We start from the raw sequence: 20,512 nt of genomic DNA, 5'->3' as shown, positions 1-20,512 counted from the left end.
AAGGGGCCAACGCTGGCAACGCTCGACCCGCTTATTCAGAAGCTCTACGGGCAACAGCCTACCTGCACGCTGTTTCACTGCACCTCGCTCCAGGGTCTTCTCGGGATCGTCAACAGCGGCGTGCTTTGGGTGAGCGAGGCGCGCCATATGAACGACGTTGCTGAGTTGATGCATTTCGCCCGACTTCTCAACGACGTCGTGCGTCTCCGACTATCAAAGGACGATGTACTAGGGCAGATTGAGAAACAGCTCGAAAACTGGCTCAGCCAGCGTTTTCAAGACGGGCACTTGATATTCGCTGCCTCTTTCACGGAGAACGGCGACTTGCTCAGCCAGTGGCGGGGCTATTGTCCGCCCGGACAGGGCGTCAGCCTGGGCTTCAACCCCAGCCGCATCCTTCAGGCCACCTCGGCACAGTCGTTTCTGCTCGGCCGGTGCATCTATGCGGTCCGTGAGCAGCTGGAGATCGCCTACGAAACCGCCAATGCAGTGATTGCGGCAGCCAGGGAAGCCGGCCCATCGCCCAAAAGGCATGCCAAGCAGTCATACTACGACAGCTTCGAGGAGTTCTTGCCTGCGATCCTCACTGTCGCAGCCTTGATGAAGAACCCGGCCTTCTCGGAAGAGCAGGAGTGGCGGATCGTTTCGCCGCCGCTAAGCAACTACGTCTTGCCGCCAATCCAGTATCGGGCCGGCGCTTCGATGCTCGTACCCTACCTGGAGTTTGGGTTGCCGAAGCACCAAGACGGCCGAGTTGAGATGGCCCAGCTGTGCGTCGGCCCCACCCCTACGATGAATCTCTCGGTGCGCTCGATGGCGATGTTCCTCTCGCGGCAGGCTGCGTGCTCATCAACGAGAAGCTCGCAGGTTCCTTACCGAGCGTGATCCGGCCGTTCGATTCTGCGCGGCAACTGACGAAACGCTGACGACCCGTAGTCGCTCTTCGCTAATCTCTTCTAACTGTCTGAAAAGTTTGGAGGCCTGGCCGAGAATCGAACTCGGGTGCGCGGATTTGCAGTCCGCTGCGTCACCACTCCGCCACCAGGCCGCTTTGGAGGGCGCGATGGCTAACAGAAGCGCGCCGTCCGGGCAATGGCCGGATCAATGACAGGCGCGGATTGCGTTGAGGTTAAGCCGGGACCTATAAGCGGCCAGACTCTTTCGGCTTGCGGGGATAGTGATGAGCGCCGATTTCGCGGCCGCGCGGACCAACATGGTGGAAAGCCAGGTCCGCACCCAGGATGTCACCGATCTGGCGATCCAGGACGCCATGCGCCACGTGGCGCGCGAGGCGCTGTGCCCGCCGGGCAAGGCCTGGCTGGCCTATGCCGACAGCGAGGTTGAGTACGCGCCGGGCCGCTGGATGCTGAAGCCGCGCGACGTGGCCAAGCTGCTGCAGGCGCTGCGCCCGCGCGCCGGCGAGACCGCCCTGGCGATCGCCGCGCCCTATGCCGCCGCGGTGCTGGAGGCGATGGGCCTGACGGTTACGCGCCTGGACGAGGGCGACCTGAAGGCCGTCGCCGGCCCGTTCGACCTGATCGTCTGCGAGGGCGCGGTCGACCAGGCGCCGGCGAGCTGGACCGCGGCCCTGGCCATGGGCGGGCGGCTGGGCGTGGTGGAGCGTCGCGGGCCGGTCGGCCGGGCGATGCTCTATCTGCGTTCGGACGAAGGCGTCGGCTCGCGCGCGCTGTTCGATTCCACGCCGCCGCTGCTGGCCGGTTTCGAGGCGCTGGAAGGCTTCAGCTTCTAAGCGCCCGCACGCGCGGGGATTCTCGCCGGCAGGACGCGGGCCGATGACGGGCTCGTCCGCAGGCTGTGCCGGCGCCGCGCATCGCGGAAGACGTGACGAAAGCTTAATCCCCCGAGGCTAGCCGGGCGGCGGCGCGGCGCCCTATAGCGGACGACACGCGGTAGCGGAACGGCACGCGGGGATCGTCGGGGGACATCATGGTCGCAAGGTCTCGCCAGGGACGCCTGACAAGGATTGCAGGCGTTGCGGTCGGCGCGCTGGTGCTGGCGGCGCTCGGCGGGGCGGCGGCGGCGGAGACCCTGGGCGACGCCATCGCCCTGGCCTACCAGACCAATCCGACCCTGCAGGCGCAGCGGGCCACCCAGCGGGCGCTGGACGAGACCTATGTGCAGGCCCGCACCGGCTTTCGGCCCACGGCCAACGTGCAGGCCACCATCAGCCGCCAGCTGACCAACCAATTCGGCTCGTTCGACAACAGCACCGCCGGGGTCTCCCTGAGCATCGACCAGCCGCTGTACACGGGCGGGCGGGTGTCCAGCCAGGTCAGCGCCGCCGAGGCCGACGTGCTGGCCGGGCGCGAGAATCTGCGACGCGCCGAGATCCAGGTGCTGCAGAGCGTGGTCGGCGCCTACCTGGACGTGCGCCGCGACCAGCAGCGGTTGGCCATCAGCCAGGAGAACGTCGCCGTGCTGGTGCGCCAGCTGGAAGAATCCAAGGCCCGCTTCGACGCCGGCGAGGTGACCCGCACCGACGTGGCCCAGACCGAGGCGCGCCTGGCGGCCGCCCAGGCCTCGCTGGCCTCGTCGCAGGCGCAGCTGGCGATCAGCCGGTCCGGCTATGCCTCGGTGGTGGGGCAGAACCCGGGAGACCTGGCGGCCGAGCCGCCGATCGCGCGCCTGATCCCGCCGACCGTCGACCAGGCGTTCGACGCCGCCGAGCACAACAACCCGCTGATGCGCCAGCAGGACTATACCGAACAGAGCAGCGCCGCGCGGGTGGCCGAGGCCAAGGCGCAGACCCGGCCCAGCGTCGACCTGCGCGGCACCTTCGGCTACGGCGGCCTGGGCTTCGGCACGGCCAGTCCGTTCGCCGACTATTCGCACAACATCCAGGGCTCGGCGGTGGTGACCATGCCGCTGTTCACCGGCGGTCAGACCCAGTCGCAGATCCGCCAGGCGGCCGAGCGCAACAACGCCGACCGGATCAACATCGAGGCGGCGCGCCGGCAGGTGCTGCTGGACGTGTCCCAGGCCTGGAACCAGCTGCTCGGCTCGCGCGCCAACGTGCTGTCCAACGAGGAGCAGGTGCGGGCGGCCGGGGTGGCCTACGAGGGCATCAAGCAGGAGGAATCGGTCGGCCTGCGCACGACGCTGGACGTGCTGAACCAGGAACAGGAGCTGCGCAACGCCGAGCTGGCCCTGGTCACCGCCCGGCACGACGAATACGTCTCCGGCGCGGCGGTGCTGGCGGCGATGGGGGCGCTGGACGTCAAGGTGTTCGCCCCCGATGCGGCGACCTACGATCCCAAGGCCAACTTCGACAAGGTGCGCCACAGCTTCGGCTGGACCCCGTGGGAGCCGGCCGTCGAGGCGCTGGACCACGTCGCCGCGCCGCGGGTGATCGAACGGCCCGCGCCGTCGCCGGAGGGCCAGGTGGTTCCCGCGCTCGGGGCCCCGGCCAAACCCTAGGCCGGCTCAGGCGCCGCCAGGCCACTGGGCAGATCTTCGCCTGCGCTAATTCGCCCGTATGGGGAAATTGCAGGATCGCCGCATCCCGCGTAGCCTGTTCGGCGAAACGGATTCTCTCGTCCGAACAGCTACGGGCCAACCATGTCTGACCAGTCCGCCCCGGAACCGACCATGGAGGAGATCCTCGCCTCCATTCGCCGCATCATCTCTGAAGACGATGCGCCGGGCGGTGAAGAGGAAGCCGCCCCCGCGCCCGAGCTGCCTGAGCTGGAGCCGCTGGCCACGGCCACGCCTCCGGCGGCGCATGCCGCGGCGCCCGAGGACGACGTGCTGGAGCTGACCGACCGCGTCGGCGGCGGCGAGCCCGAGACCCTGGGCGACCTGGAAATCGCGCCGTTGCCGGAACCCGAGCCCGAACCGGCCCCGCCGCCGGTGATCGCCGCCCCCGCGCCCCGCGCGCCGGAGCCGGCCCCGCTGCCGTCGGTCGGCGCGGACGAGCATCTGGTCGGCGATCCGGCCGCAGAGGCGGCGGCCATGGCCTTTGGTCGCCTGTCGGCCAACATCGCCATGCCGGCCGACGGCCGCACGCTGGAAGACGTGGTCCGCGAACTGCTGCGGCCGCTGCTGAAGGCCTGGCTGGACGACAACCTGCCGGCCATCGTCCAGGCGACGGTCAACCAGGAAGTCGAGCGTATCGCGCGCAGTCGAGTACGCTGACGGTTGAAATTCCGCACGCCGCCAGCCATCTGGCGGCGTTCCCCGCGAATTCCTCCGTCTGAAGCCGGCGTTCCGTAAAGGCCTGCTTTCCCGGGCCGTCGCGGGGTTGTAGATCACCCCCCGAAATGAACGCTCATGCTTGAAAAGACCTTCGATCCCAAAGCCGTCGAGCCGCGCCTCTACCAGATGTGGGAGGCGTCCGGGGCCTTTGCGCCGACCAGCGATCCGGCCGCCCGGCCGTTCTCGATGGTGATCCCGCCGCCGAACGTCACCGGCTCGCTGCACATCGGCCATGCGCTGAACAACACCCTGCAGGACGTGCTGATCCGCTTCCAGCGGATGCGCGGCCGTGCGGCGCTGTGGCTGCCGGGCACCGACCACGCCGGCATCGCGACCCAGATGGTGGTGGAGCGCCAGCTGGCGGCGGAGGGCAACATCGGCCGCCGCGACATGGGCCGCGAGGCCTTCGTCGAGAAGATCTGGGCGTGGAAGGCGCAGTCGGGCGGCACGATCGTCAACCAGCTGCGCCGCCTGGGCGCCTCATGCGACTGGAGCCGCGAGCGCTTCACCCTGGATGAGGGGCTGTCGGACGCCGTGCGCAAGGTGTTCGTGCAGCTGCACAAGGAGGGCCTGATCTACCGCGACAAGCGGCTGGTGAACTGGCACCCCGAGCTGCAGACCGCGATCTCGGACCTGGAGGTCGAGAACATCGAGGTCAACGGCCACATGTGGCGCTTCCGCTATCCCATCGAGGGGCTGAAGGACGCTTCGGGGTCAGATCGCTACATCGTCGTCGCCACCACCCGGCCCGAGACGATGATCGGCGACACGGCCGTCGCCGTGCACCCCGATGACGAGCGCTACCAGGACCTGATCGGCCAGCAGGTCCGCCTGCCGCTCACCGGCCGGCTGATTCCGATCATCGCCGACAGCTACGCCGATCCGGAAAAGGGCACCGGCGCGGTGAAGATCACGCCGGCGCACGACTTCAACGACTTCCAGATCGGCAAGCGCCACGGGCTGGAGGCGATCAACGTCTTCACCCCCGATGCGAAGCTGAACGAGGTGGCGCCCGAGGCCTATCGCGGGCTCGACCGCTTCGAGGCGCGCAAGCGCATCGTCGCCGACCTGGACGCGCAGGGACTGCTGGACGGCATCGACAACCACCGCCTGATGATCCCCTTCGACGAAAAGTCGAAGCTGGTGGTGATCGAGCCCTACCTGACCGACCAGTGGTACGTCGACGCCGCGGTGCTGGCCAAGCCGGCGATGGAAGCGGTCGAGCAGGGCGAGACGGTCTTCGTCCCCAAGAACTGGGAGAAGACCTACTTCGAGTGGCTGCGCAACATCGAGCCCTGGTGCATCAGCCGCCAGCTCTGGTGGGGCCATCGCATCCCGGCCTGGTACGGTCCCGACGGCAAGATCTTCGTCGAGGAGACGGCCGAGGCCGCCGCCACCGCCGCGCGGGCGCACTATGGCCACGAGGCGGCGCTGGTCCAGGACGAGGACGTGCTGGACACCTGGTTCTCGTCGGCGCTGTGGCCGTTCTCGACCCTGGGCTGGCCGCGCGAGACCGAGGACCTGGCGCGGTTCTACCCGACCGACACCCTGATCACCGGCTTCGACATCATCTTCTTCTGGGTCGCCCGGATGATGATGATGGGCATCCACTTCAAGGGCCAGGTCCCCTTCAAGCGCGTGGTCATCAACGCCCTGATCCGCGACGAGAAGGGCCAGAAGATGTCGAAGACCAAGGGCAACGTGATCGACCCGCTTGAGCTGATCGACGCCTATGGCTGCGATGCGGTGCGCTTCACCATGACCGCCATGTCCGGCCAGGCGCGGGACGTCAGGTTGGCGCGGCAACGTGTTGAAGGCTATCGCAATTTCGGCACCAAGCTGTGGAACGCCGCGCGCTTCTGCCAGATGAACGAGTGCGTCTCGCAGCCGGACTTCGACCCTGCCGCCGTGCGCCAGACCCTGAACCGCTGGATCCGCGGCGAGACGGTCAAGGCCGCCGCCGCGGTCACCGAGGCGCTGGACGCCTGCGCCTTCGACGACGCCGCCAGCGCGCTCTATCGCTTCATCTGGAACGTGTTCTGCGACTGGCATCTGGAGCTGGCCAAGCCGATCCTCAACGGCGACGACGAGGACGCCAAGGCCGAGACCCGCGCCACCACGGCCTGGGTGCTGGACCAGATCCTGCAGCTGCTGCACCCGGTGATGCCGTTCATCACCGAGGAGCTGTGGGAGAAGACCGCCCAGTTCGGCCATGGCCGCGACGGCATGCTGATGACCGCCAGGTGGCCGGCCCTGCCGCCCACCTGGGTCGACGCCGAGGCCGAGGCCGAGATCGGCTGGCTGATCGAGCTGATCACCGAGATCCGCCAGGTTCGCGCCGAGATGAACGTGCCGCCCTCGGCCCGCGCGCCGCTGACCGTCTCCGGCGCGGCGCCGGCGGCGAAACAGCGGCTAGCCCGCCACCGGGAACTGATCCTGACCCTGGGCCGCCTGGGCAGCGTCGCCGAGGCCGAGGCCGCCCCGGCCGGCGCGGTGCCGTTCGTGATCGGCGAGGCCACCGGCGCCCTGGCGATCGCCGAGTTCGTCGACTTGGCCGCCGAGCGCGCGCGCCTGGCCAAGGAGATCGCCGGCCACGCCAGCGACATCGACCGCACGGCCAAGAAGCTGGGCAACGCCGACTTCATCTCGCGGGCGCCGGAAGAGGTGGTGCAGGAGAACCGCGAACGCCTGGCCGAGGCGGAGAACGCCAAGGCCCGTCTGGAAGCGGCGCTGAAGCGGCTGGAGGCGGTGGGGTAGGGGCTCCAGAGCCCCCCCCATTCCCCTCATCCCCCCCGCTCATCCTCCCAGCTCATCCCGACGAAAGTCGGGACCCAGGCAAAGGTCTCAGCCTCCAGGAATGGCCCAGCTAGGCGCGGCAAGGTCCTGCCAGCGGCGACTTGTTCCTGGGTCCCGACTTTCGTCGGGATGAGGTGGGGGAGGGGGACTTCCCCTCTACCTCCCCGCTTACCGCGCTGACCGGTCCCGACTGGCCAGCACGCCTCCCGCGTATGACGGCAGGGTCCAGCCGAACAGCATGGCGGCGACCCTCAGGCCCGCGCCCGCCGCGAAGCCGACCAGGCTCGCGGCGTCGGCGCCGATCAGGGGCTGGCCGATCACGTAGCCGGCCGCGCTCACCAGGGCGGCGGTGATGTAGATCTCGCGGTTCAGCAGCACCGACGGCTCGCCCGCGGTGATGTCGCGGATGATGCCGCCGGCGGTGGCGGTGAGCACCCCCATGAGAATGGCCACGAGGGGGCTGACGTGCAGCGCCAGGGCCTTGTCCGCGCCCAGTACGGCGAAGGCCGAGAGGCCGACGGCGTCCGGCCAGTTGAGCAGGCGCTGGTCTTTTTCACGGAAGCCCACCAGCCAGACCACCGCCCCCGTGCAGGCGGCGACGGCCAATTGGACCGGGTCGCGCACCCAGAACACCGGTTGCCCCAGCAGCAGGTCGCGCAGGGCGCCGCCGCCCAGGCCGGTGATCACCGCGAAGAAGATGAAGGTCACCACGTCGTGCTTGCGCCGCGCCGCGGCCATCGCGCCGGTGGCGGCGAACAGGGCGACGCCGGCGTAGCTGAACACATTGGGCAGGGTGAGTAGGCTGATCTGGGCCATGGCCTTGGGGACTCGCGGGGACGACGTTGCCGGCAATCTGGGCCAGGGCCCGGCGCGAGTCTGCGGCGTGTTTGCATCCTCGCGTTCCTTATGCTTGTTCACCTACGAAGACGCGCCCCCGGGAATCCCTCGGGAGGGGCGCGCCGCCGCAGTATCGAGGAACGCCCCATGTCCGACGCCCCCATGTCCGACGCCGCCAAACCCTGGCCCGCCATGTCCATCGCCCAGGCGCACGCCCTGCTGACCGCGCCCGGCATGCCCTTCGAGATGGAGGAGAAGGTGATCCGCGGGGTCACCTTCCGGACCTGGAAGAACGCGCCGCCGTCGCTCCGCTCGGTGGTCGAGGCCGGCCGCGCCCACGGCGGCAAGATCTTCCTGGTGCACGAGGACGAGCGGGTCAGCTACGAGGCCTTCTACCGCGCCGTGTCCGCCTTCGCCCGCCAGCTGCAGGCCGACGGGGTGAAGAAGGGCGACCGCGTCGCCGTGATCATGCGCAACCTGCCGGAGTGGCCGGTGGCCTTCTACGCCGCCGCCGCCCTCGGCGCGATCGTCACCCCGCTGAACGCCTGGTGGACCGGTCCGGAGCTGGAGTACGGCCTTACCGATTCCGGCTCCAAGGTGGCCATCGTCGACAGCGAGCGCCTGGCGCGGCTGGCCGAGCACCTGCCCAACTGCCCCGACCTGGAACGGATCTACGTCAGCCGCGAGATCGAGGAAGTCGCCCACCCCAAGGTCACCAAGCTGGAGACCGTGCTGGGGACGCCGGACGACTGGGAGGGGCTGGCGAACCAGCCGCTGCCGGAGGCCGACATCCAGCCCGACGACGATGCGACGATCTTCTATACCTCCGGCACCACCGGCAAGCCGAAGGGCGCCCTGGCCACCCAGCGCAACATCAACTCCAACATCATGGCCGGCGGCATCGGCGGGGCGCGCAGCTTCCTGCGCCGCGGCGAGCGGCCGCCGGCGCCCGATCCGGACGCGCCGCAGCGCTCCAGCCTGATCTCGGTGCCGTTCTTCCACGCCACCGGCTGTTTCGCGATCCTCAACCCCAGCCTGTTCGGCGGGGCCAAGCTGGTGATGATGCGCAAGTGGGATCCGATCCGCGCCTTCGAGCTGATCGAGCGCGAGAAGATCTCCTCCGCCGGCGGCGTGCCGACCATCGCCTGGCAGCTGCTGGAGCACCCGGCGCGGGCCAACTACGACCTGTCGTCGCTGGAGAGCATCGGCTACGGCGGCGCCCCGTCGGCGCCGGAGCTGGTGCGCAAGATCAAGGAGGTGTTCCCCAAGTCCGCGCCCGGCAACGGCTGGGGCATGACCGAAACCTCCGCCAGCGTCACCGGCAACAGCGCCGAGGACTATGAGAACCGTCCCGACAGCTGCGGCCCGGCCGTGCCGGTCTCCGACCTGAAGATCATGACGGTGGAGGGCGACCGCGAACTGCCGATCGGGGAAGTGGGCGAACTGTGGGCCAAGGGGCCGCAGGTGGTGAAGGGCTACTGGAACAAGCCCGAGGCCACGGCCCAGACCTTCGTCGACGGCTGGGTCAAGACCGGCGACCTGGCGCGGCTGGACGAGGAGGGCTTCTGCTACATCATCGACCGGGCCAAGGACATGCTGATCCGCGGCGGCGAGAACATCTACTGCATCGAGGTCGAGAACGTTCTCTACGACCATCCGGCGGTGATGGATGCGGCCCTGGTCGGCATCCCGCACAAGACCCTGGGCGAGGAGCCGGCGGCGGTCGTCACCCTGAAACAGGGCGCCGAGGCCACCGAACAGGAGCTGCGCGCCTTCGTCGCCGAGCGCCTGGCGGCGTTCAAGGTGCCGGTGAAGGTGCTGTTCTGGCACGAGACCCTGCCGCGCAACGCCAACGGCAAGATCCTGAAGAACGAGCTGAAGAAGCTGTTCGTCGAAGAGACCGCCTGACGATCATGGGCCGGCGCCGGCTGGACCTGGAGCTGGCCCGGCGCGGCCTGTTCGACAGCCGCGCCAAGGCCCGCGCCGCCATCGAGGCCGGGCAGGTGGCGGTGGACGGCGCCGTGGTCACCCGCCCGTCCGAGCCGGTGACGGAGGACGCCGCCATCGTCGCGCGGCCGGCGCACCCCTATGTCGGCCGCGGGGCGCTGAAGCTGGCGCGGGCGCTGGAGCTCTGGCCCATCGCGATGCAGGGGGCGACGGTGCTCGACGTCGGCGCCTCCACCGGCGGCTTCACCGAGGTCTGCCTGGCGGCCGGCGCGGCGCGGGTCTGGGCGGTCGATGTCGGCCGCGGCCAGCTGCACGCGAGCCTGGCGGGCGATCCGCGGGTGGTGTCGCTGGAGGCGACCGACGCGCGCACCCTGACCCGCGAGCTGATCCCCGAGGCGGTGGACGTGGTGGTCTGCGACGTCAGCTTCATCGGCCTGGCCAAGGCGCTGCCGGCGGCCCTCGCCCTGGCCCGCCCGGGGGCGGCGCTGGTGGCGCTGGTCAAGCCACAGTTCGAGGTCGGCCCGGCCAGGGTCGGCAAGGGCGGGGTGGTGCGCGACGCGGCCGCGCGGACCCAGGCCGTGGAAGCCGTGAAGACCTTCCTGGAGACGGAAGGCTGGAATGTCCTGGCTGTCGCCGACAGTCCGATCCTCGGCGGCGACGGCAATCAGGAGGTGCTGCTGCGGGCGGAGAAGCGGCGCTAGCGCTAGACCCGGCTTGCAAAGCGCATCCGGCTTGCACAGGGGGCATCCTTCTCCCGCAAGGGGAGAAGGTTCGCGGTGGTAGAATCCGGGATTGCCGCACCCCGGCGGCAGGGGCGAACGCGCCCTACGGCGCCACCTGCCAGCGGCCGCGGTCGTCCTGGCAGACGTGCACCTGGCGATGCCGTTGCGAGCCGTCGGGCATGTACAGCACGTCGCGGGCCCATTCGCAGACCGGCGGCGGCGGCGCGTAGTAGACCGGCGGCGGGGGCGGGGCATAGTAGGCCGGCGGAGGCGGGGGCGGCGCGTAGGCGGCGTCGGCCGGCGGGCCGTCGCAATGGGTGGAGCTGGAGCCGATCGCCGCGCCGGCCAGGGCGCCGCCGCCGCCGCCCAGCACCGAACCCTCGGTGCGCGCGCCGTGGCCCGACACCTGCGAGCCGACCACCGCGCCCAGCACCCCGCCGATCAGGGCGCCGGCCACCGCGTGGTTGGTCTTCTGCGACTCGCAGGCCTGATGGGCCTGGTAGGCCTCCTGGGTCGCGTCATAGCGGCCGTCGGAATAGCGGCTGTCCGGCGGCGGGCCATTGGGGTCGGATTGCGCCTGCGCCAGGGCGGGCGCGCCCGTCAGACCGATCAGGGCCGCTACGGCGAGGCCGCGGGCGTGGTGAGAAAACGCGTGCATGTACTGGACTCTCCGAAGGAAACGGCGCTGGGCTCAGGCCCGGCCACTGGGGCGCCACACCCCGTCGGGGCCGCGGCAGATTTCGAAGTCGTGCGGGCCGCTGTCGTAGTCCTCGCGGACCCAGCGGCAGTTGCGGTCGTGGTAGCTGTAGCGCGACGGGTAGGGCACGCACTCCACCGAATGGCGGCCGGCGGCGTTGCCCAGGGCCGCGCCGGCGGTGCCGCCGATGATCGCGCCGGCGGCGCGGTTGCCGCGGCCGGCCACGGCGCTGCCGAAGATGCCGCCGATGATGCCGCCCAGGAAGGCGCCGCGGGTGCCCGATTCGGCCTTCTCGCGGCCGCAGACGTCGCCGCGGCCATAGTCGCGCCCGTAGTCGCCGGCCGGCTGGGCGGCGGCGAACTGCGGCGTCGCCAGGGCGGGCGCGAGGATCGAGGCGGCCGCAAGCAGGGTGATGACGGTCTTCATACTGGTAAGCCCCTTTGGACGGCGATCCTCGCCAAGCTTGGCGGATTTCCCTAAACGCTCGAACCTGAACGGGAGTTGAGCGCGCCGTTCAGCTTTCTTGATGCTCGTGGAGCGTGGCAATCCGGTGGCCAAGGCAACGATGAGGCGAAACGCCGCGCGCCCGCGCGGACCCGGGCCGGCCCGGGGCGAGGGCCCGCCGCCGCGGCCGATGGAGCTGGAGATCGGCGCCGTCGGCGCCCAGGGCGACGGAGTGGCGCCAGGGCCGGTGTTCGTGCCCCTGACGCTGGCCGGCGAGCGGGTCGGCGCGGAGGTCCGCGGCGACCGCGGCGAGCTGACGGCGGTGCTGCGCGCGAGCCCGCAGCGCGTCAGCCCGCCCTGTCCGCATTTCGGCGACTGTGGCGGCTGCGCGCTGCAGCACTGGGACACCGCGCCCTATCTCGTCTGGAAGGCCGAGGAGATCCGCCGCGCGCTGGGGCGCGAGGGCCTGGAGAGCGACATCCTGCCGGCCTTCGCCACCCCGCCAGGCTCGCGCCGCCGGCTGGCGCTGCATGCGCGCAAGGCCGGGCAGGGGGCGCAGATCGGCTTCAAGGCCCGCCGTTCGTGGCGGCTGGCGGCGATCGACAGCTGCACCGTCGCCGATCCCCGCCTGGTGGCGGCGTTCCCGGCGCTGGCGCGGCTGGCCGCGCCGTTCCTGGAGCACCCGAAGTCGGCCCCGACGCTGCACGTCACCCTGACCGATACCGGCCTCGACATCGACATCACCGGCGTGGAGCGGCGCAGCGGCGGGCTGTCGGCCGACGCGCGCATGATCGCCGCCGAGGTCGCCGCCGCGGCGGACTTCGCCCGGGTCACCCTGGCCGGCGAGATCGTCTACCAGGCGCGCCAGCCGGTGGTCCGCCTGGGGCCGGCGGCCGTCGCCCTGCCGGCCGGGGCCTTCCTGCAGGCCACGCGGGAGGCCGAGGCGGCGATGGCCGGATTCGCGGTCGAGGCGGCGGCCGGCGCCCGCGGCATCGCCGACCTCTATTGCGGCGCCGGCACCTTCACCTTCCGCCTGGCGGCGATCGCCCCGGTGCTGGCCGCGGACGCCGCCGGACCGGCGGTCAGGGCCTTGAGCAGCGCCGTCGCCGGCGCGCCGGGCCTGAAGCCGATCACCGCCGAGACCCGCGACCTGGATCGCCGGCCGGTGCTGGCCGAGGAGCTGAAGAAGGTCGACGTGGCGCTGTTCGACCCACCGCGCGCCGGGGCCGCGGAGCAGACCGCGCAGCTGGCCCGCTCCGGCGTGGCGCGGGTGATCGGCGTCTCGTGCAATCCCGCCACCTTCGCCCGCGATGCGCGGACGCTGGTGGATGCGGGATTTGTTCTCCAGCGCGTGCTGCCGGTGGACCAGTTCCTGTGGTCGCCCCATATTGAGCTTGTGGGCGTCTTTTCCCGGTAGCCGCTTGTCAGACAGATCCTCTCCCGCCGCCTTTGCCTCCGACCGCGTGACCCAGGCGGCGCGCGCCACGGTCAAGGCGGTGTGGTGGGGCGCGGCCGGCCTGGCGGCCCGGGCGATCACCCGGCCGACCCGCGAGGCCCCGGCCGACTTCCAGCCTACCGCCGAGCCGATCCCTGACGGCCTGGTGCGCCGCGCCTGGATGCAGGCCTTCGAGAAGGAGGCGGGGGACGTGGCCCTCGGCCTCTATCCGCCGCCGGACGACGGACCGGCCGACCCGCTGCGCGCCGTCCGCCGCGCCATCGACTTCTTGCGCGACGCCCGCGAGGTGGAGGCGCGCCGTCGCCGTCGTGGCGGTGTCGAGGCCCGCGATGAGGCCCCGGCCGGCGTCTATCCGACCTATTACCGGCAGAACTTCCATTTCCAGACCGGCGGCTGGTTCACCGAAGACAGCGCGCGGCGCTACGAGACCCAGGTCGAGGCGCTGTTCGCCGGCACGGCAGGCGCCATGCGGCGTCGGGCCCTGGCGCTGCTGGCGCAGGCCTGGCGGGCGCGCGACCATCGCGGTGTGGCGATCCTGGACCTGGCCTGCGGGGCCGGCGCCTTCCTCAAGGACCTGTCGGCGGCCTTCCCGCGGGCGCGCCTGGCGGGGGTCGACCTGTCGCCCGCCTACCTCGTCGAGGCCGCGCGCAACGCCCCGACCGCGGCCCTGGCCCAGGCCAACGCCGAACGCCTGCCGTTCGCCGACGCCAGCCAGGATGCGGTGACCTGCGTCTACCTGTTCCACGAGTTGCCGCCGAGGGTCCGCCCGGTGGTCGCCGCCGAGATCGCCCGGGTGCTCAGGCCCGGGGGGCTGTTCGCCTTCGCCGACAGCATCCAGCCGGTCGACGAGCCGCGCCTGGGCCGGCTGCTGGAGGCGTTCCCGGCCTATTTCCACGAGCCGTTCTACGGCACCTACTGCGACGAGGACCTGACGGCCCTGTTCGCCGCCGCCGGCCTGCAGCCGGTCGGCCAGGACACCGCCTTCCTGACCAAGGCGATGCTGTTCGAGAAGGTGGCGTAGGCGCGCCCAGGTCCCTCCCTCCCTCTGTCATCCCGGAATTCGCGGAGCGAATATCCGGGACCGCCGGAAACGCTGGAGCTCGCAGGTCGTAGCGGGCGCTGGCGCTTGCCGCGGTCCCGGATATCCGCTGCGCGGATTCCGGGATGACAGTGTTGGGGGCGTGGCGTGTGCGTCCTACCCGAACAGGTCCATCTGGTCGCCGGCCTTGGGCGGGACCTTGAACAGGGTGGTTTCCAGCTCGAAACGGTCGATGTTGTAGCCGAACCGGCGCTTGGCGATCTCGAAGCGCTGGCGGGTCAGGTCGGCGATCGGGCCCCGGCCGCGCATGCGCTGGCCCCACTGGGCGTCGTAGTCCTTGCCGCCCCGCATCTGCCGCACCAGCGACATCACCCGCGCCGCGCGGTCGGGGCGGGCGCTCTCCAGCCACTCGCGGAACAGGTCCTTGATTTCCAGTGGCAGGCGCAACATCACATAGCCGGCGGTGGTGGCGCCGGCCTCGGCCGCGCGCTGCAGCACCGCCTCCATCTCGTGGTCGTTGAGCCCGGGGATCACCGGGGCGAACATCACCGTGGTCGGGATGCCGGCCGCCGTCAGCTGGCGGATCGCCCATAGCCGCCGCTCCGGCGTGGCCGCGCGCGGCTCCATGGCCCGCGCCAGCGCCCGGTCGAGGGTGGTCACCGACACCGCCGCCCGGGCCAGCCGCTGCGCCGCCATCGGCGCCAGGATGTCGATGTCGCGCGCCACCAGCGCCGACTTGGTCAGCACCGACACCGGGTGGTTGAACCGCTGCAGCACCTCAAGGATCTGCCGGGTCAGCCGCAGCTTTCGCTCCTGAGGCTGGTAGGGGTCGGTGTTGGCCCCCATGTGGATCAGCTCGCAGCGATAGCTGGGCTTGGACAGCTCCCGCTCCAGCAGCCGCGCGGCCTCGGGCTTGAAGAACAGCCGGCTCTCGAAGTCCAGGCCGGGCGAGAGGCCCATGTAGGCGTGGGTGGGGCGGGCGAAGCAGTAGATGCAGCCGTGCTCGCAGCCTCGGTACGGGTTGATCGACTGGTCGAAGCCGACATCGGGGCTGTCGTTGCGGGCGATGATCGCCTTGGCCTTCTCGGCGATCAGCTCGGTGCGCAGGGCGGCGGGGGCCTCGTCGAGGTCGGTCCAGCCGTCGCTGAAGTCCTCGCGTCCCTGCGACTCGTAGCGGCCGGCGCGGTTGGACCTGGCGCCGCGGCCGCGGGCGGCGTCCGTCGTGGGGGAGGGGGAAGCCATGCGCCAGTATCGGCGACGGAGAAGAACATAACAAGAACAAATGCCGCCTTGACCCGGTCGCGGGCGGCCGGTCTATGGGGCGCATGATTTCCGTGATCCTGCCCACCTTCAACTCCGAGGCGACCCTGGGCGACGCCCTGGCCGACCTCGTGCGCGCGGCCGTGGACGGCCTGGTGCGCGAGGTGGTGGCGGTGGACGGCGGCTCCAGCGACGCGACCCTGGACATCCTGGAGGACGCCGGGGCGCGGCGGGTCAGCGCCGGCGGTCTGCTGGGCGCGCGGCTGGCGGCGGCGGTCGGCGCGTCAAAGGGGCAGTGGCTGATGGTGCTGCCGCCGCGGCCGGTGCTGTTCCCCGGCTGGGAGCGGCAGGTGGCGCTGCACGTCGAGCGCCACGCCGACGCCATCGGCCTGCCGGCGCCGGAACGCCGCGGCCTGCTGCCGGCGCCGAAGATCGACGCCCTGCTGATCGGCCGCCTGCGCCACGACCGCGCCAGCGGCTTCCAGGTGACCGACAAGGGCGTCACCGAACTGCTGCGCCGCGCCGGCAAGCCGACCCGCCGGCTGCCGATCCTGCTGAACGGGTAGGGGAACGACATACACCCTCTCTGTCATCCCGGAAGGCCGCGTCAGCGGTCTATCCGGGACCGCCGGAAGCGGCGCTGGGAGCCGGCGGTAGCAAGCGCTGGCGCTTCCCGCGGTCCCGGATATCCGCTGCGCGGATTCCGGGATGACAGTAGTAGAAGGGCCCGCCCGCGCGCCTACCGGTCGAGCTTCGCGTCGATGAACTGCATGTTCGAGGCGGCGGCGTCGAGGGTGACGGTCTTGCCGCCGAACTGGCGCTGGTAGGCCCAGTACGCGGCCATCACCTTCTGAACGTAGGCCCGGGTCTCGTAGTAGGGCATGCTTTCCATGAACAGCAGGCTGTCCACGTTGGGGCCGAGCAGGGTCTCGGTGCGGGCCACCATGCCGGGGCCGCCGTTGTACGAGGCCACTGCGCGCAGGATGTCGCCGCCGGTGGCGTGGGCGGTCAGGTAGGCCAGGTACTGCTGGCCGATGCGGACATTGGTGGCGCCGTCGAACAGCGGCATCAGGTCGTGCTTGTAGCTGTCGTCGCCGGTGACGCTGGCCGCCGCGGCGGGCATCACCTGCATCATGCCCATGGCGCCGACCGGCGACACGGCCATCGGGTTGAACCGGCTCTCCTGCCAGATCACCGCATAGACCAGGCCCTTGTTGACCAGGAAGCCGCCCTCGGGGGCGATGGCGGGGGTCGGATAGACCACGCCCTGGATCGACGGGGCCATGGCCTGCACCGCCACGCCCGCGGGATGGTTGGGATTGAGGGCGTAGGTCAGGGTCGCCCAGGCCGAGCGCTCGTCCTCGCTGGAGGCCTGCGCCATGCCGTTGCGCAGCTCCAGCCCGGCGTCCACCGCGCGGCCGATCTGCATCAGGGCGATGGCGCGCCGCGCGCGCGGGTCGGTCTGCACCAGGCGCATCACTCCGGGGGCGTCGAGGCCGGAGGCGTTGATCTTGATCGGCGCCATCGGCACGTTGGGGCCGGTGTTGGCCAGGGCGTTCTGGATCAGCCCGCCCATCGGGTCGGCGGTCAGCTGCAGGCGCCGGTTGGCGATCATGCCGTAGAAGGTGTCGGGCAGGCCCGCGGCGATGCGCAGATAAGCCTGCGAGCGGTCGCCCTGGCTGAGGGCGTCGGCCGACCGAGCGGCCCAGTAGGCGCCGCCGGCGCGCACCCAGTCGTTCTCGCTGGCGTTGCGGGCCAGGCTCTCGAAGAAGCCCATGGCGCCCTGGAAGTCCTCCAGGCGGTAGGAGGCGAGGCCGGCGATCCAGGCGTCGCCCGAGCGCTTGGCCAGGGTCAGGGCGCGGCTGACGTCGCCGTTGAAATAGGCCTCGCGCGCGGGGCGGTACTGCGGCGCGGTGCGCAGGCGGTCGCCGCCTATGTCGGAGGCCAGGGCCGTCTCTGGCGGCGGCGGCTCCTCGCCGGCCGGCCGCAGGCGCAGGGCCAGGGCGTAGATCTTGTCGGCGCCCGGCATGTCCTTGAACGACTTCAGCCAGCCGACCAGCTGGTCGTAGGAGACGTTCTTGGTCACCGCCGGGTGGGTCAGCTTCAGGTACTGCACCCGGCCGACCAGGCAGGGGTCGCTGACGTGGGCCAGACTATCGTCGGCGGTGGCGAAGTCGCCGCGCTCGGCCGCCTGGAAGGCGCTGCTGTAGAGGCGCGCGTCGGAGTCCGACAGGGCTTCCAGGGTCGCCGCCCTGGCGGAAGAGGATGAGGCGACCAGTGAGAGAGTCGCAAAGCCAACCGCCAGCAGCGCCCGGATCTTGGTCATGCCGTTTTTCGTGCGCGGCCAGACCCCTTGACTTGGTGGGGGTGGGCCCGCCGCGCGGCCCTGTTCTCGATTCGCCTAGTCTTAGGCAGGCCGGTGGGGGCGATCAACCCTTTCCGCCAGCGTCAATAGGTCCTCCCACGCCTTCTTCTTGGCCCCGGGCTGGCGCAGCAGGAAGGCCGGGTGCAGCGTCGGCAGGGCCGGAATCTCCAGCGCGCCGTCCTCGGAGCGCCATTCGAACCAGCGCCCCCGCAGCGACAGGATGCCTGCCGACTGCTTCAGCACCGACTTTGCCGAGGCCCCGCCGGCCAGTAGCAGCACCTTCGGCTTCACCAGGGCGATGGCCCGCTCCAGGAACGGGGCGCAGGCCAGCTGTTCGTCGGGGGAGGGGGTGCGGTTGCCGGGCGGGCGCCAGAACACGGTGTTGGTGATGAACACCCGGCCCTCCAGGCCCGCGGCGGCGATCATCCGGTCCAGCAGCTGGCCGGCGCGGCCGACGAACGGCTGGCCCTGGCGATCCTCGTCGGCGCCGGGACCCTCGCCGATGATCATCACCGGGGCATCCGGCGCGCCGCGGCTGAACACCGCCTGTTTCGCGCCCTCGAACTTCAGGCCGCAGCCGTCGAACGCCGCGATCGCGTCGGCCAGCGCCTCCAGGTCGGGTGCGGCCGCGGCCAGGCGGCGGGCGTCCTCGGCGGCGGGGGGCGGGGCGGCGGCGACGGTGGCGGTGAAGTCGAACCGCGGTCTGGGCGGCGCCAGGGGCGCGGCGGCCATCCGTTCGGGGCGGCTGGGCGTGGCGGTCTTCGCCGGCTCGGTCTTGCCCTTCAGAATCGCCGCCGCGTGGGCGGTGCGGTCCTGCGGCTCGGGCGCGTAGGCGACCTCCACCCCCGCATCGGCCCAAAAGGCCATCAGGCTTTCCACGGCGCGGAGGTCCAGGCTCATGGGCTCTTCCTAGCACCGCCGACGGCGACGTGGGAGGGTAGGGGCGGACGGGCCGGACTCTGAATATCCTTGACCGTCTGGGCGGCGCCTTCGATTAAGACCGCAATCGGGCCTGGGAGCACAAGGACAGCTGCAATGAGCGAAGACGTCGAACGCGAAGCGATGGAGTACGACGTCGTCATCGTCGGCGGCGGACCTGCCGGGCTGTCCGCGGCGATCCGGCTGAAGCAGCTGGCCGAGGCGGCCGGCGCCGAGATTTCCGTGGCCGTGCTGGAAAAGGGCTCGGAAGTCGGCGCGCACATCCTCTCCGGCGCGGTGATCGACCCGATCGCCATCAGCGAGCTGATTCCGGACTGGCAGGCCAAGGGCGCGCCGATCACCACCAAGGTGACAAAGGACAAGTACCTGATGCTCGGCCCGTCGGGCGAGCTGGAGCTGCCGGCCTTCGCCATGCCGGCGCTGATGCACAACAACGGCAACTACATCGCCTCGCTGGCCAACGTGTGCCGCTGGCTGGCCACCGAGGCCGAGGCCCTGGGCGTGGAGATCTATCCGGGCTTCGCCGCCTCGGACCTGGTCTGGCGCGAGGACGGCTCGGTGAAGGGCGTCATCGTCGGCGTGGTCGGCATCGGCAAGGACGGCGAGCAGAAGCCGGATTACCAGCCGGGCATGGAGCTGCACGGCAAGTACGTGTTCATCGCCGAGGGCGTGCGCGGCTCGCTGGCCAAGGTGCTGATCAACAAGTTCAACCTGTCCGAGGGCAAGGAGCCGCAGAAGTTCGGCATCGGCATCAAGGAGATCTGGCAGGTCCCCGACGCCAACTTCCACAAGGGGCTGGTGGAGCACAGCTTCGGCTGGCCGCTGGACGACAAGACGGGCGGCGGCTCGTTCATGTACCATTTCGACGAGAACTACGTGGCCGTCGGCTATGTGGTGCACCTGAACTACAAGAACCCCTGGCTGTCGCCGTTCGACGAATTCCAGCGCTTCAAGCAGCACCCGTCGGTGCGCTCCCACCTGGAGGGCGGCAAGCGCATCGCCTATGGCGCACGGGCCATCACCGAGGGCGGCTGGCAGTCGATCCCCAAGCTGACCTTCCCGGGCGGCGTGCTGATCGGCTGTTCCGCGGGCTTCGTGAACGTGCCGCGCATCAAGGGCAGCCACAACGCCATGAAGACCGGCATGCTGGCCGCCGAGGCCGCCTTCGCCGCGATCCAGTCGGGGCGTGAGGCGGACGAACTGGTGGAGTACCCGGCCGCCTTCGAACAGTCCTGGGTGGCCAGGGAACTGAAGATCGTCCGCAACGCCAAGCCGCTGCTGTCCAGGCTCGGCACCTTCTGGGGCGGGGTGGTCGGCATGGTCGAGATGCACATCGCCAGCCTGACCGGCGGCTTCTCGTTCCTGGGCACCCTGAAGCACGGCAAGCCGGACTACGCCTACCTGGAGCCGGCCAGCCAGCATAAGCCGATCGTCTATCCCAAGCCGGACGGGGTGTTCAGCTTCGACAAGCTGTCCAGCGTCTTCCTGTCGGCCACCAACCACGAGGAAGACCAGCCGGCGCACCTGAAGCTGAAGGACCCGTCGGTGCCGATCTCGGTGAACCTGCCGAAGTACGGCGAGCCGGCGCGACTCTACTGCCCGGCGGGGGTGTACGAGGTGCTGTACGACGATGCCGGACAGAACCCGAAGTTCCAGATCAACGCCCAGAACTGCGTCCACTGCAAAACCTGCGACATCAAGGATCCGTCGCAGAACATCAACTGGACCACGCCCGAAGGCGGCGGCGGCCCCAACTATCCCAATATGTAGGCGTCCTGGGCGGCGGCTGGTCAGA

17 protein-coding genes and 1 tRNA gene are annotated in these 20,512 nt (G+C 70.5%); 11 read left to right on the top strand and 7 right to left on the bottom strand.

Annotation, left to right across the window (positions count from 1 at the left end):
- Window positions 1-147: 147 nt before the first annotated feature.
- Window positions 148-885 (top strand): DUF2971 domain-containing protein, encoded by a 738-nt coding sequence (locus tag ACO2Q3_RS08910; RefSeq protein ID WP_423306208.1) that lies wholly within the window; start codon window positions 148-150, stop codon window positions 883-885.
- An 89-nt stretch (window positions 886-974) separates the two neighbouring features.
- Here ACO2Q3_RS08910 and ACO2Q3_RS08905 read toward each other — a convergent pair.
- Window positions 975-1,048, bottom strand: a tRNA-Cys gene (locus ACO2Q3_RS08905).
- Window positions 1,049-1,180: 132 nt separating this feature from the next.
- Here ACO2Q3_RS08905 and ACO2Q3_RS08900 point away from each other — a divergent pair.
- From ACO2Q3_RS08900 to ACO2Q3_RS08885, 4 genes are all read left to right on the top strand, one after another.
- Window positions 1,181-1,750, top strand: coding sequence for a protein-L-isoaspartate O-methyltransferase family protein (locus tag ACO2Q3_RS08900; RefSeq protein WP_423306207.1), 570 nt, complete (start codon window positions 1,181-1,183; stop codon window positions 1,748-1,750).
- A gap of 197 nt (window positions 1,751-1,947) precedes the next feature.
- Window positions 1,948-3,438 (top strand): TolC family outer membrane protein, encoded by a 1,491-nt coding sequence (locus tag ACO2Q3_RS08895; protein WP_423306206.1) that lies wholly within the window; start codon window positions 1,948-1,950, stop codon window positions 3,436-3,438.
- Window positions 3,439-3,579: 141 nt separating this feature from the next.
- Window positions 3,580-4,155: a DUF2497 domain-containing protein gene (locus ACO2Q3_RS08890; protein WP_423306205.1), complete on the top strand. Its 576-nt coding sequence runs from the start codon at window positions 3,580-3,582 to the stop codon at window positions 4,153-4,155.
- A gap of 135 nt (window positions 4,156-4,290) precedes the next feature.
- The gene (locus ACO2Q3_RS08885; RefSeq protein WP_423306204.1) at window positions 4,291-6,972 is read left to right on the top strand and encodes a valine--tRNA ligase; all 2,682 of its coding nucleotides are present in this window, start codon (window positions 4,291-4,293) and stop codon (window positions 6,970-6,972) included.
- A 207-nt stretch (window positions 6,973-7,179) separates the two neighbouring features.
- On the opposite strand, the gene ACO2Q3_RS08880 is transcribed toward ACO2Q3_RS08885, so the two are convergent.
- Window positions 7,180-7,827, bottom strand: a complete 648-nt coding sequence (locus ACO2Q3_RS08880; RefSeq protein WP_423306203.1) for a trimeric intracellular cation channel family protein — start codon at window positions 7,825-7,827, stop codon at window positions 7,180-7,182.
- A 183-nt stretch (window positions 7,828-8,010) separates the two neighbouring features.
- On the opposite strand from ACO2Q3_RS08880, the gene ACO2Q3_RS08875 reads away from it, so the two are divergent.
- Together ACO2Q3_RS08875 and ACO2Q3_RS08870 are read left to right on the top strand one after the other, a co-directional pair.
- Window positions 8,011-9,756 carry a class I adenylate-forming enzyme family protein gene (locus ACO2Q3_RS08875; protein ID WP_423306932.1) on the top strand — a complete coding sequence of 582 codons (1,746 nt, stop codon included), beginning with the start codon at window positions 8,011-8,013 and terminating at the stop codon, window positions 9,754-9,756.
- A gap of 5 nt (window positions 9,757-9,761) precedes the next feature.
- Entirely contained in the window at window positions 9,762-10,496 is a 735-nt protein-coding gene (locus ACO2Q3_RS08870) for a TlyA family RNA methyltransferase (RefSeq protein WP_423306202.1), read from the top strand.
- A gap of 124 nt (window positions 10,497-10,620) precedes the next feature.
- Here ACO2Q3_RS08870 and ACO2Q3_RS08865 read toward each other — a convergent pair whose 3' ends face one another.
- Together ACO2Q3_RS08865 and ACO2Q3_RS08860 are read right to left on the bottom strand one after the other, a co-directional pair.
- Window positions 10,621-11,175 carry a glycine zipper 2TM domain-containing protein gene (locus ACO2Q3_RS08865; protein ID WP_423306200.1) on the bottom strand — a complete coding sequence of 185 codons (555 nt, stop codon included), beginning with the start codon at window positions 11,173-11,175 and terminating at the stop codon, window positions 10,621-10,623.
- 33 nt (window positions 11,176-11,208) lie between these two features.
- Window positions 11,209-11,640 (bottom strand): hypothetical protein, encoded by a 432-nt coding sequence (locus tag ACO2Q3_RS08860; protein ID WP_423306198.1) that lies wholly within the window; start codon window positions 11,638-11,640, stop codon window positions 11,209-11,211.
- A 208-nt stretch (window positions 11,641-11,848) separates the two neighbouring features.
- Here ACO2Q3_RS08860 and ACO2Q3_RS08855 point away from each other — a divergent pair, with 208 nt between their 5' ends.
- Both ACO2Q3_RS08855 and ACO2Q3_RS08850 read left to right on the top strand, forming a co-directional pair.
- Entirely contained in the window at window positions 11,849-13,075 is a 1,227-nt protein-coding gene (locus ACO2Q3_RS08855) for a class I SAM-dependent RNA methyltransferase (RefSeq protein ID WP_423306931.1), read from the top strand.
- 4 nt (window positions 13,076-13,079) lie between these two features.
- A complete protein-coding gene (locus ACO2Q3_RS08850) occupies window positions 13,080-14,135 on the top strand; it encodes a class I SAM-dependent methyltransferase (protein WP_423306197.1) in 1,056 nt (351 codons plus the stop codon).
- A 174-nt stretch (window positions 14,136-14,309) separates the two neighbouring features.
- On the opposite strand, the gene ACO2Q3_RS08845 is transcribed toward ACO2Q3_RS08850, so the two are convergent.
- Window positions 14,310-15,395: a PA0069 family radical SAM protein gene (locus ACO2Q3_RS08845; protein WP_423306196.1), complete on the bottom strand. Its 1,086-nt coding sequence runs from the start codon at window positions 15,393-15,395 to the stop codon at window positions 14,310-14,312.
- Window positions 15,396-15,478: 83 nt separating this feature from the next.
- Here ACO2Q3_RS08845 and ACO2Q3_RS08840 point away from each other — a divergent pair, with 83 nt between their 5' ends.
- Window positions 15,479-15,979, top strand: coding sequence for a glycosyltransferase (locus ACO2Q3_RS08840; RefSeq protein WP_423306195.1), 501 nt, complete (start codon window positions 15,479-15,481; stop codon window positions 15,977-15,979).
- A 173-nt stretch (window positions 15,980-16,152) separates the two neighbouring features.
- On the opposite strand, the gene ACO2Q3_RS08835 is transcribed toward ACO2Q3_RS08840, so the two are convergent.
- Window positions 16,153-17,739 (bottom strand): lytic transglycosylase domain-containing protein, encoded by a 1,587-nt coding sequence (locus ACO2Q3_RS08835; protein WP_423306194.1) that lies wholly within the window; start codon window positions 17,737-17,739, stop codon window positions 16,153-16,155.
- 81 nt (window positions 17,740-17,820) lie between these two features.
- Window positions 17,821-18,678, bottom strand: a complete 858-nt coding sequence (locus ACO2Q3_RS08830) for a uracil-DNA glycosylase (RefSeq protein WP_423306193.1) — start codon at window positions 18,676-18,678, stop codon at window positions 17,821-17,823.
- A 135-nt stretch (window positions 18,679-18,813) separates the two neighbouring features.
- On the opposite strand from ACO2Q3_RS08830, the gene ACO2Q3_RS08825 reads away from it, so the two are divergent.
- Window positions 18,814-20,487 (top strand): electron transfer flavoprotein-ubiquinone oxidoreductase, encoded by a 1,674-nt coding sequence (locus tag ACO2Q3_RS08825; RefSeq protein ID WP_423306192.1) that lies wholly within the window; start codon window positions 18,814-18,816, stop codon window positions 20,485-20,487.
- Window positions 20,488-20,512: the final 25 nt, after the last annotated feature.

It is taken from the genome of Caulobacter sp. KR2-114 (assembly GCF_049446115.1).
Classification (GTDB): domain Bacteria; phylum Pseudomonadota; class Alphaproteobacteria; order Caulobacterales; family Caulobacteraceae; genus Acaudatibacter.
The sequence above is the reverse complement of the archived record's forward strand: the minus strand, read 5'-3'. Positions and strand labels throughout refer to the sequence as shown.